Source organism: Rouxiella silvae (assembly GCF_002093625.1).
In the GTDB taxonomy this organism is placed as follows: Bacteria; Pseudomonadota; Gammaproteobacteria; order Enterobacterales; family Enterobacteriaceae; genus Rouxiella; species Rouxiella silvae.
This window is the reverse complement of record NZ_MRWD01000026.1, coordinates 1-17,007: the sequence shown is the minus strand read 5'-3', so window position 1 is coordinate 17,007 and position 17,007 is coordinate 1. Positions and strand designations below refer to the sequence as shown.

Below are 17,007 nucleotides of genomic sequence, written 5' to 3'. Positions count from 1 at the left end.
AGATATAAATCAGACGGTCTAAGGCAGGGGATCGGCCAGCTGGCAGGGCACAATAATATGTTGTCCAGACGGGGCGGAGTGCAGCTGCGACATCAGCAGGCGTACGGCTTCAGTGCCTGCGCGCCCATAGCCTAATTCCACCGTCAGTGCCTGAGGAAACAGGAAGCGCATCAATAGGTTATTACCGATCCCGCACAGGGTAATGTCGCTTTTATGCTGCTGTTGCAGGTACTTGGCTACCCCAAGTGCGATGCTGTCGGAGGCACAAATTACCGCCGTGGTGTCGGGGCGTAAAATTCCCTCTGCCAGCTCATATCCGCTGTGATAGGTGAGCTCGCCCAATATCAGCACCGGTTCAAGCTGTTTATGCTCACAAAATGCCTGATAAGCCTGAGTACGCAGCGCACCCGTCGTCGTGTCGGCCTCGTGGGTTCCCATGTAGCTGATGTGGCGATGCCCTTGCTGATAAAGCTGATTCAACAGCAGATTAACGGCACCGCTGTCGTCGTAGCACACGCTGGAAAATCCCTGATACTGACGCGCCACGATCACGGTTTTTTCCTGCCAGCCTTCTAGGATTTGCTCGTCGAGGCCGGTGAAGCCAAACAGAATGACGCCATCGGCCGCACGCTGTTGTAAAACTTGCAGATGCTCCTGTACGCGCTGCACGCTGAACTTGCTTTCCATCACGATGGGATCGTAGCCCTGTTCATACAGCAGCGGCAGCATAGTGCGTACCGCCTGATTTTCAGAGGGCGAATCAAGTCGGGAGACGATAATGGCAACCACTTTGTCGCTTTGACCGCGCATCGCTCTGGCGGATTTTGAGGGCAGAAATGACTGTTGCTCGATAACCGCCAGCACGCGTTCACGCGTTTGTGGACTGACGTGGCCTTCATTGTTCAGCACTCTGGAAACGGTAGATTTCCCCACACCGCTCAGTCGGGCAATGTCTTTAATAGTCAGACGATTTTGCATGGTTTATCAACGGTTCAAGTTAAGAGGAGTATATTTCGCGCACCGAATTGATCGAGATCAGTTCAAGTGGCGCAGTATGCGCGACAATGACGCACCGTCATACCCTAACGGATTTTACTTCTTTAGGCATGAATTCCTGAGACGAATGCAACCTGGGTCAGAGTTTTACACATGTCCCTTCTCTCAGCGAAAATGTTTTTAACTTACCGAGAAAATTTTTATGGATCCCGACCCCAACCCAGTGAGTTCGTCTTGATCCGGTAAGCACCCGCCTTTTTGCAGCTACTTACCGGATAAAATTTGGTAAGCATCTGCCTGCACTCTTGCTCGCAATGCTTTTAATCCTTTGCCATCCCCACGACGTAATAGCCCGTGGTTTGATGCGGTGTCTGCGTTTTAATGACTGCGGATATTGCTTTAAAACCCAAGGGAATGTCGGGTCGTGGGCGCAATAAAGGTACGAGTTATGTTCAAAGCTTTCACCCACCGTCTGTTCACTATGTTCAGCCGTAATTTGCCACGCCGCCTGATCCGCCGTTCTCCTATGCTGGAAAATGCGCAACCCACCGCAGGTCATGATGTACCAACGTCTATTGTTCAGCACTCACAGGCCTGTGCCCGTGCCGATGTTGAACAATTATATACCCAATTCGATAGCCATTTTGAAGGGCTAACCCATGCTGAAGCCGACGCAATACGCGAACGTGTCGGGGCCAATCAAACCGACGATCAGCAGCCTGCGCCCTGGTGGCAGCATCTGTGGATTTGCTATCGTAACCCTTTCAACCTGCTTCTAACCCTGCTGGCTGCGGTGTCCTACGCCACGGAAGACATGAAAGCTACGCTGGTGATTGGCAGCATGGTGGTTATTTCTACCCTTATGCGCTTCGTGCAGGAAGCCCGCTCGAACAGAGCTGCCGACGCCTTGAAAGCCATGGTCAGTAATACCGCCACAGTTTTGCGCTGCGATAGCCACACTGGGCGCAGTGAAACGCTAGAATTACCTATCAATCAGTTGGTGCCGGGTGACCTGGTCAAACTCTCGGCGGGGGATATGATCCCAGCAGACCTGCGTATTCTTTCCGCAAAAGACCTGTTTATCAGCCAAGCGGCGCTGACCGGTGAGTCATTGCCGGTCGAAAAATTGGCCCACAGCCGTCTGCCGGTTGACTGTGACCCGCTGGAGCAGGACACGCTGTGCTTTATGGGCACCAACGTTATCAGTGGTACCGCGATGGCGATGGTGATTTCCACGGGCGCACAGACCTGGTTTGGCCAGCTCGCCGAACGGGTGATTAAACAGGATGAGCAGCCGAACGCCTTCCAGCGCGGGATCAGCAAAGTGAGCTGGTTACTGATTCGGTTTATGATGGTGATGACGCCGGTGGTGTTGCTGATTAATGGCTATACCAAGGGTGACTGGTGGGAAGCGGCGTTGTTCTCACTATCTGTTGCCGTAGGCCTCACGCCTGAAATGCTGCCGATGATTGTGACTTCTACTTTGGCAAAAGGCGCGGTTAAGCTCTCACGTCAGAAAGTAATTGTTAAACATCTGGATGCGATTCAAAACTTTGGCGCGATGGACATTCTGTGCACCGATAAAACCGGGACGTTGACGCAGGATAAAATCATTCTTGAGCGTCATACCGATGTACTGGGTTCACCGTGCAACAACGTGCTGCATCTTGCCTGGCTCAACAGCCATTATCAGACCGGACTGAAAAATCTGCTCGACGTGGCGGTGCTTGCAGGTGCGGAAGCCGTGAAGATGGAGCAGGGTGTTGATCATTACAGTAAAGTCGATGAAATCCCGTTTGATTTCGATCGACGTCGTATGTCGGTGGTGGTGTCAGAAGCCGCCGATCATCATCGGCTGATCTGTAAGGGCGCGCTGGAAGAAATTCTGTCGATTTGTACCCTTGTGCAGCTCAATGATGAAACCGTACCGCTGACGGATCAACTGTTAAAGCGCATCCGTCGTATTACCGATGATCTTAATCAGCAGGGATTGAGAGTCGTCGCCGTTGCCCATAAAGTTATGCCGTCGCGTGCAGGAGACTATGCGGTGGCCGATGAGTCCAGCCTGATCCTCGCCGGATATATTGCTTTCCTCGATCCGCCAAAAGAGAGCACCGCACCGGCTTTAAAAGCGCTGCAAAATAAAGGCGTAACGGTGAAAATCCTCACCGGTGACAATCCACTGGTGGCGAGAAAAGTCTGTCTGGACGTCGGTCTGTCTGTGGATAAAATTGTCATCGGCAGTGAAATAGAACGACTTAGCGATGCCGAACTGGCAGAGGTGGCTAAAACAACCCGCGTATTCGCTAAACTTGCGCCGTTACATAAAGAACGCATTGTCCGCGTGCTGCGTGAACAGGGCCACGTCGTTGGTTTTATGGGCGACGGCATCAATGATGCACCGGCACTGCGGGCGGCTGATATTGGTATTTCCGTAGATTCTGCGGTAGATATCGCCAAAGAAGCGGCGGATATTATCCTGCTGGAAAAAAGCCTGATGGTGCTGGAGCAGGGCGTTACCGAGGGCCGTCGCACCTTTGCCAACATGCTCAAATATATCAAAATGACCGCCAGCTCCAACTTCGGTAACGTTTTCAGCGTATTGGTAGCCAGTGCCTTTCTGCCGTTTCTGCCGATGCTGCCGCTGCACCTGCTGGTGCAGAACCTGATTTATGATGTCTCTCAGGTCGCGATCCCCTTTGATAACGTTGACGAAGAACAGTTGGCGAAGCCACAGCGCTGGAACGCGGGAGATATCGGTCGTTTTATGGTGTTCTTTGGTCCGATAAGCTCGGTGTTTGATATGCTGACCTTCGCGCTAATGTGGTGGGTATTCAAGGCTAATACGCCAGAAATGCACACCTTATTCCAGACCGGCTGGTTTATAGAAGGGCTGCTGTCCCAAACGTTGATTGTGCATATGATCCGCACCCGGAAAGTCCCCTTTATTCAGAGTCGCGCGTCTTGGCCGCTGTGTATGATGACGTTGCTGGTGGTCGTGGTGGGCATTGGCCTGATCTTTACTCCCGCCGCCGGATTCCTTCAGCTTCAGGCATTACCGCTGGGATACTTCCCGTGGCTGGTGGCGATTTTGGCGGGCTATATGGTGTTAACTCAGGCGGTTAAAGGCATTTTTTTCCGCCGCTACGGTTGGCAGTAATCGCTGTAAACTCCCTGCGCGCTTAATGCGTGATGCTGCACGGTGCGCGGGGAGTCGCTTGCCTTACAGGCGGCTCAGTCGTTCGCTCAGCATCTTTAGCAGTAGAGGATTATTCACCTCGGTAATCACTTCAATATTGGTCGCGTCGTTTTCTAAATGGCGCGACTTCACCGCCACCAACGTTTGGCCGCGGTGCCTGCCATCCTGATAACTTACGCTAATATTTCCCCGTATCCCTTTGAATAAACTTGGGTCAATAAGCCAGGCAATTGCACAGGGGTCATGCAGACAAGGGTCAGCTGCGCCATAGCTGCGCATCATCGCCGTGGTGGTTTTCAGCAGAGAATTAACCTGTTGCAGCTCATCAAGATAAGCGGCGTCAATTTTAGCCTGCAAGGTGACATCAAGACCTAGCATAATCTGAGGAATGCCCGCGCTCAGCACCACATGCGCCGCCAAAGGGTCAACGAAGATATTAAATTCGGCCACCGGAGAGACGTTTCCCTGGCAAAAAGCCGCACCGCCCATGAAAACAATCTGCTTTATTTTTGGGACGATAGACGGGTCTTTAATAATCGCCAGCGCAATATTCGTCATCGGCCCAATAGGGCAAAGGGTTATCTGACCCGGCTCGGCGTGAACTGAATGGATGATAAAATCTACGGCATGTTGAGCCTGTAGAGCAAAGCCCGGCTCGGGCAGTTTGACACTGCCTAGTCCGTCGTCGCCGTGTACCGTTGAATGCAGGCCTTCTGTCTCAAGCATCGGGCGAGGGCAGCCGGCATATACTGGAATGTCTTCACGACCCGCGAGAGTACAAATTCGTCTGGCATTGTAGGCCGTACGCTCGAGTGGCACATTGCCTGCAACCGTGGTTATGCCCACCAGTTCTATCTCTTCGGGTGAGGCCAGCGCCAGTAAAATGGCCACTGCGTCATCTATACCTGGGTCGCAATCGAGAATAATTTTATGATGTGCCACAGAACACCTGCCTCTAGTTTATGGGCGCGCCTACGCGCCACAGAGGCTATAAAACTAGCTGCCTTGTGACACATCGGCAACCGATTTTAGTGATACTTGATGTCATTATGCGTCTGACTCATTGCGGTTATTTTCTGTTTTTATGGTGGCTGGGGGAATGGAGACTGCGTAAACCAGGTTTTGATTTTAATGAGTATTTTTTTCGCAAAAGCGTGAAGAGATGCCAAGGGCTGGAATGAATGCGTAAGCGTTTTAGATTTTGCAGACAGACTCTCATCCTGAGAAAGGTTTTTTTTAATGTTGTTAACTCTGGTGGATTTTTCCTTTTCGTTATTAATCATCGTGGTAATTAATGCATCTAACGGCTCATAGCTGACATTTCTATGATTAATGAGTTTTTTCTGAAATTCTTTCAGATGATCCAACGCGAAGGGTACCGGTTGATGTTCTATTTTTATGGGCAGTAATTTTGTCAGAGTTTGGCCGCCGTTTTTTATTCCGAGAATAGTGTCAATCACCTTGTTATAATTTTTATTTAATGGTTCATTAATTGCGTTATTAGACAACTTGCTGATGCGAGCCATTGAACAATTGATTTGTGCGATTTGTGTAGTCATCGATTATTCTCTATAAAATTGTTTTTTCATAACTTAATATTTTTAGAATTATAAACTATCAAAAAACGCTCAAATTTCTTTTGCATGCAACTTTTTCTAAACTTCTTGATCTTTAGGGCGCTGATCTAAGTGTTTTTTAGCCGTTTCTTCTCTTGCTCTAATTATACACTTCGCAAGGTCAGACTGTCTTTCCGATGGCTTAAATATGCTGTTGAAAATTTCCTCTGCTGATATTTCGGGTAAAATGTCGGGCTTTTTATAGCAGATTTCAATAGTATTATAACGGTCATCTCTGGCAGTTATTCTTGGGGGGAGTGTGATGGATTTATATATATCAATGATGCGGTTACTGACTCCCGTATGTGTGGTGAAGTGCTCCAATTCGGCTGGTAAACTTGAAATGTGGGTATTTTTCTTAGTGCTTGATGGTTTTTTAAAAATATTCATTACCTTACTTATAAATTTTTTAAACCCCTTAGGGTTATCACCTGCTTTTGGAACAGCTGTCATGATAAAAGAAGTCGCAGGTTGTCTAATAAACATAACGGACATCATCGGCATTTTCTTCACCTAGTTATTGAAATAGTGATCGATATTAGGCTGAAAATGGATGTTGTTTTATCAAAAAACGCTTTAATCCTATCGCCTATGACGCATTTCGGATACTTCATCATTTGCATGTGTGATTTTTAGTGAGTTAACTCATTTGATGTTTATATTGTTTAAGGTATTTGTGCTGTCGAAGGATGAAATACTCAGCGTACTCGTTTCCCTTTCTACCCGTATTGGTGATTTCTTTTACCGGTAGAAAGGGATGTTTCAAAGCTTTATTAATCGATTGAGTTAATTGAATATATAGTGAGGTTTTTTAAAACATCAAAATAATGCCTTTGTGTTAACAGTTATTACATTTTTAGGCAATCTAAGATTTATCGTTTCTGTAGTTAACCCAGGCGTTAATGATTAAGGTTAAGGCCAAAATACTGGCAACAACGCCCAGAGAGATCCCCACTGGAATGTGAATGAGGTCCAGCAGCAGCATTTTTGCACCAATAAATACCAGAATCACGGCAAGGCCATATTTGAGCATTGAGAAACGCTCGGCAACGTTAGCCAACAAGAAATACATCGCGCGCAGGCCAAGGATCGCAAACAGATTTGAGGTCAGCACAATAAACGGATCGGTGGTGACGGCAAAAATAGCTGGAATGCTGTCAACGGCAAAGATAACGTCGCTGAGTTCAACCATGATTAATACTAACACCAGCGGGGTTGCGTACAGCAGACCGTTGCGGCGCACGAAAAACTTCTCGCCCGACAGCTCATCGGTCATGCGTAAACGCCCGCGCAGCCAGCGGATAATAGGTTTGTCGCCAATCGCGCCATCATCTTCTTTGGCCAGTGCCATTTTAATACCGGTAAACAGCAAGAACGCGCCAAATACGTAAAGGATCCAGCTGAACTCAGAGACCAGCCAGCTGCCGGCGAAAATCATGCCGGTACGCAGCACAATTGCACCCAGCACGCCGTAGACCAACACTCGGCGTTGCAGGCTGGCAGGTACGCTGAAATAGCTGAACAACATTAACCAGACAAAGACGTTATCGACCGCCAGGGCTTTCTCAATCAGATAGCCGGTTAGAAATGCCAGCGCCTGCTTATCGGCAACTTCGCGGCCAAATTCGCCGTTGAGATACCACCAGAAACCATAGTTAAACAGCAGTGATAGGCCTACCCAGAGCAGTGACCACAGTGCTGCGCTTTTCATCGTCATGCTCTGCTCGCCTTTGCGCCCTTGCAGCAGCATGTCTATCGCCAGCATGATCACCACCACCACTGCGAAAGAACCCCAAAGCAGCGGATTTCCTACGGAATTCATCATGTTACAACCCTCTAAAAAGCAAAAAAACGGCTAACGTCAGAAGACGTTAGCCGCTCTTTGTTGAGCTGTGAGCAAACCTCGCCTTCTGGCAAGGTCTCACTCACAACCCAAAATATTCTGCGTTCTTGACACTGTAGCGGCGTTCGCTGCGTTCACTTACCCGAATCACCTACACTCGTAGGCTCATTGGAATGCGTTCACTTACCGCCTTGCTACAGTATCTATAACAGGAATATATAATTAGGGTTGCTCGGTAACCGGGTGAAGTGAATCACCGTATTGACGATTAGCCGACTAGGAAGTTACTCCCCTTTGCAGAGGGGAAAGTAATTCAAAATGTTTCATTCGTCAAGCGCCGCGAAACATTTAGGTGGCTAACCTGCCAGTGCGCGCTGCTTTTCCACTGACGCTATGAAAGCGAGTAGCAGGCCCTGACTGCGCGGCGTTTCGCTTACGTTTTCGAGTTTCCCATAGTAATCAACGCTGTCATCGGAGGCTTGCTGGTCAAGCCAGGGCAGATAAGTTCTCATCACGGCTGCGCTGAACTCTGGGTGAAACTGGGTGCTAATGGCATTGGGGCCGTAGCGCAGGATCTGATGCGGATCGTGCGCTGATTTTGCCAAGACCGTGGCACAGGCTGGTGGTTGCAGCACGGTTTGCAGATGGATCAAGTTGGCGCTGAACCGAGCTGGAAGGGATGAAACCAGCGGGTCATTGTCGGCCGCCGGCAGCAGCTCAATTTCTTCCGTGCCGACTTCGATCCCCTGTGGATGAAAATCGACTTTTCCGCCTAGCGCATACGACATCAGTTGATGACCATAGCAGGCACCAAACATGGGTAAATTGCTTAGCATGGCCTGTCGTATCCAGTCAGCGGCGTACTCGCTCCACTCGAGGTGCTCAGTCACCATGCTGCGTGAACCGGTAATGACGGCTCCGGCATAGTGGCTCGGTGGAAGAGGTCGCTCACCGGCCTGTAGGTCGATGATGACTGCCTGCTGACTGTCGATATTTCCCTGACGAATAAACATCTGCGGGAAATTGCCGTGCAGCGCACGAATAGGTTCAGGCGCCTGGCCGGTTTGCAAAATAAGCAGGGGTTTTTGGACGCGTTGACTCATGCTAATTCCTTAACTATTTTCAACAACCGGATTGATATCCGCAGGGAAGACTACGCCCGTCTGACGACGAATTTCGGTCAGCAGTTTGGCCGTGATACGCGACACTTCTAATCCCGGATGGCCATAAAACTTGCTGTCTACCAAGGTGGCAAAAGTTTCTGCCTCATAGAGCATGGTGTTGATGTGCTGAGGCTGCGTCAGGTCCAGCGTTTGCCCTCCGCGCGGCGTATAGCGCAGCGTTTGGCATTCAGACAGCTTATCGATTTGCAGTGTGCCATCTTCGCCCTGAATTTCACTTGGCAGCAGCGAATCACTCACTTTCGAGTGGTTGATCACCACCTCAAAATTACCGTAGGCCGTATTTTTATAGCCCATCAGCACGGTTCCTTGAGCATCCACGCCGCTCTCAAGCAGCGTCGCGCTGGCAATCACCGAGTCCGGCTCGCCAAAAAGGGCCACGCTGCTGGCGAGGCAGTAATAACCGATATCCATAATGGAGCCGTTGGAAAACGCCGGATTAAAGGTATTTGGGTTCTCTCCCGCCAGATAGCGTTGATAGCGCGACGAGTACTGGCAGTAGTTGAAAACGGCTTTGCGCAGTGGGCCCATTCTACCGAGCGTACTTTTCATATGCAGGAAGTTAGGCAAATAGGCCGTTTTGAAGGCCTCAAACAGCACCACCTGATTCTCGTTGGCACAGCGAATAGCGCGCTCTGCCTCTGCAAGGGTCGAGGACAGCGGTTTTTCGCAAATTACGTGTTTCTTATGGTTGAGAAACAGCAGAGTTTGTTCGCAGTGCAGGGAGTTGGGGCTGGCAATATAAACGGCGTCAATTTCGTTAGAAGCAGCCAGCGCTTCCAGCGAGTCAAAATAGTGTTCTACCGGGTAGTCGTGACCAAGTGCTTTGGCATTTTCCAGCGTGCGTGAGTAAACCGCCGTCAGCTTGAGTTTGCCACTTTCGTGGGCGGCGTCGATAAAGCTTTTGGTTATCCAGTTAGTGCCCACTACGGCAAAGCGAATCATGGTTTACTCCCTTATTGGCATGAAAAATATCTGAGAAAAACATGAGTAAGATGTGAGTGAACACAGATTACTAACGATACAGTTTTCCAAACAGATCGAGGTGAGTCAGGTACATACGCGTATCAAATTCCAGCTGATGATAATCCGGCGTCATATGACAGCACAGGCTGTAGAACGCTTTGTTATGTTCTTTTTCTTTAATATGTGCCAGCTCGTGAACCACAATCATACGCAGAAAAGCCTCCGGTGCACTTTTAAACACGGTCGCAACGCGTATTTCGGCCTTGGCTTTTAGTTTGCCGCCCTGAATACGAGAAATTGCAGTATGCAGACCTAACGCGTGGCGCATAACGTGAATTTTATTGTCGTAGGCCACTTTGCTTAGCGGAGACGAGCTGCGTAAATATTGGTTTTTAAGGTCGAGCGTATACTGATAGAGCGATTTGTCGGTAGTCAGCTCGTGAGGTTCTGGATAGCGACTCAGCAAAACGCTGCCAAGACGATTTTGGTCGATCAACTGGCGAACCTGGGCCTGAAGATGTTCCGGATACCCTTGCAGATAGGTCAATTCTGGCATAACTATTTGCTTTGGCTCTCTTTAATTAGGGGAAAACCTGCACGCAATCCGCCCATAACAGGCCTGTGGGCAGCAGGGGGTGACAGATAATCCCTTTTTAACTGAAAAAACATTTTACTGATAGCGCAATTTAAGGGATAAACAGCGCAAATTGAAATTTGAGGAGGGCCAATGAGCCATTTTGAACTGGATACACTGCATCTTGAGCTGGAACGTTATCCGCTGCAGGAAGAATCCACCACGTTGCAGGCATGGGAAGCGGCGGATGAGTATTTGCTGCAAACTTTGACCACCGACACACTCAATGGCCGTCCTGTGCTTATTTTTAACGACAGTTTCGGTACCTTGACCTGCGCGCTGCATGCGTTTTCACCGGTCAGCATCGGCGACTCGTTTATGAGCCAACTGGCGACCCAGCATAATCTGCGCCTCAACGGACTGGATGATTCGCGGGTAACCCACCAGAGCAGCCTGGCACCTCTACCGCAGGCGCCGGGTTTGGTGGTTATCAAAGTGCCCAAAACGCTGGCACTGCTTGAGCAACAGCTGCGTGCACTGCGTGAAGTCGTGACCCCCGATACGCAAATTATCGCCGGTGCCAAGGCGCGAGACATTCACACCTCTACACTGCAATTGTTTGAAAAGATCCTCGGCACCACGCGTACCAGCCTGGCCTGGAAAAAAGCCCGTCTGATCCACTGTCAGGCTGAAAGCGATATGCAGCCTGCCGAACCGGTCACCGCCGAATGGGCGCTAGACGACAGCGAAATGCGTATCACCAACCACGCCAACGTATTTTCTCGCACCGGACTGGACATTGGCGCACGTTTCTTTATGCAGCACTTGCCTGAGGGCATTGAAGGCCGGATGGTTGATCTTGGCTGCGGCAATGGCGTCATCGGCATCACTGCACTGGCGCTTAATCCAGAGGCTGACATGCTGTTTGTTGATGAGTCCTACATGGCCGTTGAATCAAGTCGCACCAACGTCGAAAATAACCTGCCGCAGGATCTTGCCCGCTGTGAGTTTGAAGTGAACAACATGTTGGCCGGCGTTGAACGTGAAACGCTGCACGCCGTACTGTGCAATCCGCCGTTCCATCAGGGGACCGTGGTCAGCGATGACACCGCATGGCGTATGTTCTGCGACGCCAAGCGCTGCCTACAGCCGGGGGGAGAATTGCGTATAGTCGGCAACCGTCACCTGGACTATTACCAGAAACTGCGCCGCCTGTTCGGCAACTGCACCACCATTGCCACCAATCAGAAATTTGTTATCCTGCGCTCGGTGAAAACCAACGCGGGTTACTAACATTTTGATTAAAAAGATATTATTAAATAGTTAGACCTAAACGGGTGCCCTGATCGATGGCGCGACGGGCATCCAGTTCAACGGCGACATCTGCGCCGCCTATCAGATGAACAATTTTCCCTCGTTGACGCAGTGGCTCCGACAGGCTCCTCTGTGACTCCTGTCCCGCACAAATAATCACGTTATCTACCGGCAGGCAGTAAGTTTCTCCCTCACGAATAATGTGCAGCCCCTCGCCGTCGATGCGCTCATAGGTCACGCCATTTTGCATATGAACGCCGCGTGCCAACAGGCTTGCTCGGTGGATCCAGCCAGTCGTTTTACCTAATCCCGCCCCAACTTTGCTGCTCTTACGTTGCAAAAGCGTGATGTCGCGTGCCGAGGGCGTGGGATGAGGGCCTTCTGCGGCTAAACCTCCGCGCGTTTTTAGGCTGGGATCGATACCCCATTCCTGCTGAAAGGCCTGAATATTCAGGCTTGACGAGGGTTCAACGTGGCTGAGATATTCTGCGGTATCAAAACCAATTCCGCCCGCGCCGATAATAGCCACCCGCTGTCCGACCGGTTTTTTATCACGCAGCACGTCAAGATAAGTGAGTACGCTGGGGTGGTCGATGCCGTTTATTTCCGGCAGGCGCGGTAAAATACCGCAGGCGAGAATGACCTCGTCAAACTCCGTCAGCGCATCCGCCTCCACCTTTTCGCCCAGTTCAAGCTGTACATTAAGCAGGCTGAGCTGACGTGAGAAGTAGCGCAGAGTCTGATAAAACTCCTCTTTACCCGGGATTTGCTTGGCGATATTAAACTGCCCACCAATTTCCCGCTTGGCATCAAACAGGGTCACACGATGCCCGCGTTGGGCGGCGGCAGTGGCAAACGCCAGCCCCGCTGGACCTGCGCCCACCACGGCAAGCCGTTTAGGCCGCTCGGTGGCGACAATCGGCATGTGTGTTTCACGACAGGCGCGCGGATTGACCAGGCACGAGGTCAACTCGCCAATGAAAATCTGGTCAAGGCAGGCCTGATTACAACCAATGCAGGTGTTAATTTCGTCGGCGCGGTTTTCCGCGGCTTTTTGCACAAACTGCGGGTCAGCGAGAAACGGCCGTGCCATAGAAACCATGTCGGCGTCTCCGCGTGCGAGTATGTCTTCAGCAACCTGCGGATCGTTAATTCGGTTCGTGGTGATCAGTGGAATAGTCACTTTTCCCATGAGACGTTGCGTGACCCAGCTAAACCCGGCGCGAGGTACGCGGGTGGCGATGGTTGGAATGCGGGCTTCATGCCAGCCGATCCCGGTATTAATCAGCGTCGCACCGGCGCGTTCAATTTCTACCGCCAACTGCTCGATTTCATGCCAGTCAGAACCCTGTTCCACCAGGTCTAGCATCGACAGTCGATAAATAATGATAAATTCGGCCCCACAGCGGGCGCGCACGCGGCGCACGGTTTCAATCGCAAATTTCCTACGATTCTCTGCGTTACCTCCCCATTGGTCTTCACGCTGGTTGGTACGTGCGGTCAGAAACTGATTAATCAAATATCCCTCTGAGCCCATGATCTCCACGCCGTCATAGCCCGCCAGCTGCGCCAACTCTGCACATTGCGCAAAATCCTCAAGAGTTTGTTCAATTTGTTCATCACTTAGCGCCTGCGGTGAAAAACGGTTAATTGGCGCCTGCAGCGCTGAGGGAGCAACGGGGTTTGGCTGATAGCTGTAGCGCCCGGCATGAAGAATTTGCAGCGCAATTTTTCCTCCTGCGGCGTGCACAGCGTCAGTCACGATTTGGTGATGAGGAATTTGCGAGGCGTGATTGAATATCGCTCCCCCCTGATACACCACCCCCTGAGCATTGGGTGCAATGCCTCCGGTCACAATCAGCGCAACGCCAGCGGCAGCTCTTTCCGCATAGAAGGCCGCCATGCGCTGTGGACCGTCTTCTTTTTCCTCTAAACCGGTGTGCATTGAGCCCATAAGGACGCGGTTTTTCAACTGCGTAAAGCCGAGACTCAGTGGCGCAAGCAGATGAGGGTAGGGGGCGGATTGATTTTTCATAACGGGCTCCATCAATAAATTCCGCCACACCCATAAATGGGGGTAATGCCTTAAGTGGTCGGATGAGATGAGATTAAATCTACCGCTTGCCGTGGGGCTTTCAAATAAAGGCTGCTGTGATTGTGATAGGGGTCATAAATAATGCGGGAAAGAGGCGTGAGCGATCGCCTCTCGGGAGAATGACTGCCCGAGAGGCGATGTTTGGCATAGCGATAACGTTTATTGCAATTGGAAACTGCTTTGCTTAACGTTTTGAGAATCTAATCCAACGAATACGTTGAATTTACCGGGTTGTGAAGCCCATTTCAGCTGGTTGTCGAAGTAACGCAGATCTTTTTCTTCTAGGCTAAAGGTCACTCGTTTTTCTTCACCGGGCCGCAGATAAACTTTTTCAAATCCACGTAACTCTTTCACCGGACGACTGATAGAGGCGGTCACATCTTGCATGTACAGCTGCACCACGGTTGCGCCCGCAACTTTGCCGGTATTTTTAACCATCACGCTGGCCTTGATGTCACCTTTCGCCGCAAGCGTGGTGGCTGACAGAGTAATATCCGAGACGCTGAACTGGGTGTAACTCAGGCCATAGCCGAAGGGGAACAGTGGGCCATTCGGCGTATCAAAATAGCGCGAGGTATATTTATCAGGCTTTTGAGGATTGAACGGCCTGCCGGTATTCAACATGCTGTTATAAATAGGAATTTGACCCACGTCGCGCGGGAAGGTCATCGGCAGTTTTCCTGACGGATTGTAGTCGCCAAACAGTACGTCGGCGATTGCATGGCCTCCCTCGGTGCCACTAAACCAGGTTTCCAGCATGGCGTTGGAGATGTCGTTTTCCCAGCTTAACGTCAACGGGCGGCCGTTCATCAGCACCAGTACCAGCGGTTTTCCAGTGGCCTTCAACGCTTTGAGCAGCTCACGTTGAGCTTCAGGGATGTTGATATCCGTTCTGCTCGAGGCTTCGCTAGACATACCCTGTGACTCACCGACCACCGCGACGACGGTGTCGGCTTTTTCGGCCGTTTTAACCGCTTCATCAATCATCTGCTGCGGCGTTCGCGGATCGTTGGTTACCGCCTTGTCATAGGAGTTCAGGAAATCATAAATGGTTTTATCATTGGTAATGTTGGCACCGCGGGCATAAAGCAGGGTAGCTTTATCGCCCAAAGCATCCTGCATACCTTTAAGCACCGTAATTGACTGCTTGGCCACCCCTGCGGCCGACCAACTGCCCATCATATCGCGCTGGCTGTCCGCTAGCGGCCCAATCAGCGCGATGGTGCCTTTTTTCTGCAACGGCAGTATTTGGTTTTCATTTTTAAGCAGCACTAAGGTGGTACGAGCAACTTCTCGCGCCTCTTTGCGGTGTAAGCGACTTTCGGCGTTAGTATCGACAGGGTCCGATGAGACGGGGCCTAGATGGCGATACGGACTGACAAACAGGCCCATGTCCCACTTGGCCGTTAATACGTCATGTACTGCGCTGTCGATGTCCTTTTGTGATATCAGCCCATCTTTAAGTAAGCCTTTAAGATATTTACCATACATGTTGTCGGCCATGTCCATATCGACACCGGCTTTCAGCGCCATTGCGGCCGCCTGACGATCGTTCTCCGCTACGCCGTGTTTAACTAATCCGCCGATTGCGCCGTGGTCACTGACCGTTAGCCCGTGAAATTTCCACTGGTCACGTAAAATGTCTTTTAACAGCCAGGAATTTGAGGTGGCGGGTACGCCATTGACCGAGTTGAGTGCAACCATTACGCCACCGGCTCCAGCGTCCAAGGCAGCTTTATAGGGGGGCATATAGTCGTTAAACATCCGCGACAGGCTCATATCCACGGTGTTGTATTCGCGTCCGCCTTCCACCGCGCCATACAGCGCAAAATGTTTAACGTTAGCCATGACATTGTTCGGGGCTGAAGGATCATTGCCCTGATAGGCTTTGACCGTTTCATAGGCCAGGCGCGAGGTGAGATAGGTATCTTCCCCGAAGCCTTCAGAAACACGGCCCCAGCGCGGGTCTCGGGTAATATCGACCATCGGTGAAAAGGTCATGTTCAGGCCATCTGCCGCAGTTTCTTCGGCAGAAATGCGCGCGCTCAGCGCTACGGCGCTCATGTCCCAGCTGGCGGCTAACCCCAGACTGATAGGGAAAACGGTACGTTGACCGTGCACGACGTCATAGGCATAAAAAGGAGGGATTTTCAGTCGGCTGTATTGCACCTGATCTTGCATCTGACGAATATCATGCTTGGTGACGGTGTTAAAAACGCCGCCAACCTTATCCGCACGAATATCGGCCATAATTTGTTCCCTGGGATTCTCGGGGCCCACGCTGACGAGGTTGAGCTGGCCGATTTTATCGTCCAAGGTCATTTTTTTCATCAGGTTCGAGATGAAGAGCTCGCGCGCCTGAGTCTGTGACTGAGGTATATCCGAATTTGTAGAAGCTGGCGGTACGTTTTGAGCATAAAGCGGTGAGCTAAACAGTAAAACAACGGCGCTAATCAAGTAATGCGGTTTCATTCAAGATCCTTTATCCCAACTTCTTCTACCCGGCCAATGGCTCAAAGGGTGATGGAAAGATTATTAATTTTAGGTGAAGTAAGGGTGAATCTAATACGGGAATTCGCGATTTAGCAATTAATAACTCTGTTAAACAACTCATTATTTAATTTTTACGGATGCAGGCAGCCATTTGCCCTGAAGCAATGAGGAGGGGAGTGACAGCGAGTACTGGCAGGCACTCGCTTAAAGGCAGATTTCGGGCAACAGACCTGTTATGACGGCATTGGCCAGTTGGTTGGCGTTTTGCTCATAATATCGATGAATACATCTTTGGACGTCATCCAGAATTGTGTAATAGCCTCAACGCTGAATGTCATGCCCATTAATCCCATCACAAACCAGCAGGTCATGGACAGGCCTAAACCACTGCACATAAAGGCGAGGGTATTTTTACTGGTTTGACGGCATACCACGTTCATTTGGCTGGCGAGAAACATCATCAGTGCGCTCAGCAATTCCCAGCGCATCATCATGAATCCAGTCGTTAGGGTACTCATCGAATATTTTCCTTTGATGCAGTTAGTTTTTTACGCTTAAAACGTTGCCTGAGTTAGGTAATTAACTGATTTTAAAAAATTAAAAGTATTAAAGTGTAAGGCGTTAAATACTACCAAGTGTGATGCAGATCACATTCTACCATCGGATTCGGAGGTTGTGCAAAAAACAATCTGGAATATAAATCTGCCTAATTCGCATAAAAGTAATAAAA

The 17,007-nt window shown here is 50.3% G+C and carries 13 protein-coding genes; 2 read left to right on the top strand and 11 right to left on the bottom strand.

Annotated features, from left to right (window positions below):
- Positions 1 to 18: 18 nt before the first annotated feature.
- Positions 19 to 978 carry a trehalose operon repressor TreR gene (gene treR, locus BS639_RS12110; protein WP_055782569.1) on the bottom strand — a complete coding sequence of 320 codons (960 nt, stop codon included), beginning with the start codon at positions 976 to 978 and terminating at the stop codon, positions 19 to 21.
- A 466-nt stretch (positions 979 to 1,444) separates the two neighbouring features.
- On the opposite strand from treR, the gene mgtA reads away from it, so the two are divergent.
- The gene (mgtA, locus tag BS639_RS12105) at positions 1,445 to 4,156 is read left to right on the top strand and encodes a magnesium-translocating P-type ATPase (protein ID WP_084983193.1); all 2,712 of its coding nucleotides are present in this window, start codon (positions 1,445 to 1,447) and stop codon (positions 4,154 to 4,156) included.
- A 63-nt stretch (positions 4,157 to 4,219) separates the two neighbouring features.
- Here the strand turns inward: mgtA and BS639_RS12100 are convergent, their stop codons facing one another.
- The 7 genes from BS639_RS12100 to BS639_RS12070 form a co-directional block, all read right to left on the bottom strand.
- Positions 4,220 to 5,137: a nucleoside hydrolase gene (locus BS639_RS12100; protein WP_055782578.1), complete on the bottom strand. Its 918-nt coding sequence runs from the start codon at positions 5,135 to 5,137 to the stop codon at positions 4,220 to 4,222.
- A gap of 140 nt (positions 5,138 to 5,277) precedes the next feature.
- Positions 5,278 to 5,754, bottom strand: a complete 477-nt coding sequence (locus BS639_RS12095) for a hypothetical protein (protein WP_084983192.1) — start codon at positions 5,752 to 5,754, stop codon at positions 5,278 to 5,280.
- A gap of 96 nt (positions 5,755 to 5,850) precedes the next feature.
- Entirely contained in the window at positions 5,851 to 6,315 is a 465-nt protein-coding gene (locus BS639_RS12090; RefSeq protein WP_084983191.1) for a hypothetical protein, read from the bottom strand.
- A 361-nt stretch (positions 6,316 to 6,676) separates the two neighbouring features.
- Positions 6,677 to 7,636 (bottom strand): TerC family protein, encoded by a 960-nt coding sequence (locus BS639_RS12085; protein ID WP_084983190.1) that lies wholly within the window; start codon positions 7,634 to 7,636, stop codon positions 6,677 to 6,679.
- A gap of 374 nt (positions 7,637 to 8,010) precedes the next feature.
- Positions 8,011 to 8,757 (bottom strand): glutamine amidotransferase, encoded by a 747-nt coding sequence (locus tag BS639_RS12080; RefSeq protein ID WP_055782594.1) that lies wholly within the window; start codon positions 8,755 to 8,757, stop codon positions 8,011 to 8,013.
- A 9-nt stretch (positions 8,758 to 8,766) separates the two neighbouring features.
- Positions 8,767 to 9,780, bottom strand: a complete 1,014-nt coding sequence (locus BS639_RS12075) for a Gfo/Idh/MocA family protein (protein WP_084983189.1) — start codon at positions 9,778 to 9,780, stop codon at positions 8,767 to 8,769.
- 70 nt (positions 9,781 to 9,850) lie between these two features.
- Positions 9,851 to 10,357 carry a M48 metallopeptidase family protein gene (locus BS639_RS12070; RefSeq protein ID WP_055782601.1) on the bottom strand — a complete coding sequence of 169 codons (507 nt, stop codon included), beginning with the start codon at positions 10,355 to 10,357 and terminating at the stop codon, positions 9,851 to 9,853.
- A gap of 171 nt (positions 10,358 to 10,528) precedes the next feature.
- Here BS639_RS12070 and rlmG point away from each other — a divergent pair, with 171 nt between their 5' ends.
- A complete protein-coding gene (gene rlmG, locus BS639_RS12065; protein ID WP_055782604.1) occupies positions 10,529 to 11,668 on the top strand; it encodes a 23S rRNA (guanine(1835)-N(2))-methyltransferase RlmG in 1,140 nt (379 codons plus the stop codon).
- A gap of 22 nt (positions 11,669 to 11,690) precedes the next feature.
- Here the strand turns inward: rlmG and BS639_RS12060 are convergent, their stop codons facing one another.
- The 3 genes from BS639_RS12060 to BS639_RS12050 form a co-directional block, all read right to left on the bottom strand.
- A complete protein-coding gene (locus tag BS639_RS12060) occupies positions 11,691 to 13,724 on the bottom strand; it encodes an oxidoreductase (RefSeq protein ID WP_084983188.1) in 2,034 nt (677 codons plus the stop codon).
- A gap of 219 nt (positions 13,725 to 13,943) precedes the next feature.
- Positions 13,944 to 16,256: a beta-glucosidase BglX gene (gene bglX, locus BS639_RS12055; protein ID WP_084983187.1), complete on the bottom strand. Its 2,313-nt coding sequence runs from the start codon at positions 16,254 to 16,256 to the stop codon at positions 13,944 to 13,946.
- 254 nt (positions 16,257 to 16,510) lie between these two features.
- The gene (locus tag BS639_RS12050) at positions 16,511 to 16,795 is read right to left on the bottom strand and encodes a YjcB family protein (protein WP_055782614.1); all 285 of its coding nucleotides are present in this window, start codon (positions 16,793 to 16,795) and stop codon (positions 16,511 to 16,513) included.
- Positions 16,796 to 17,007: the final 212 nt, after the last annotated feature.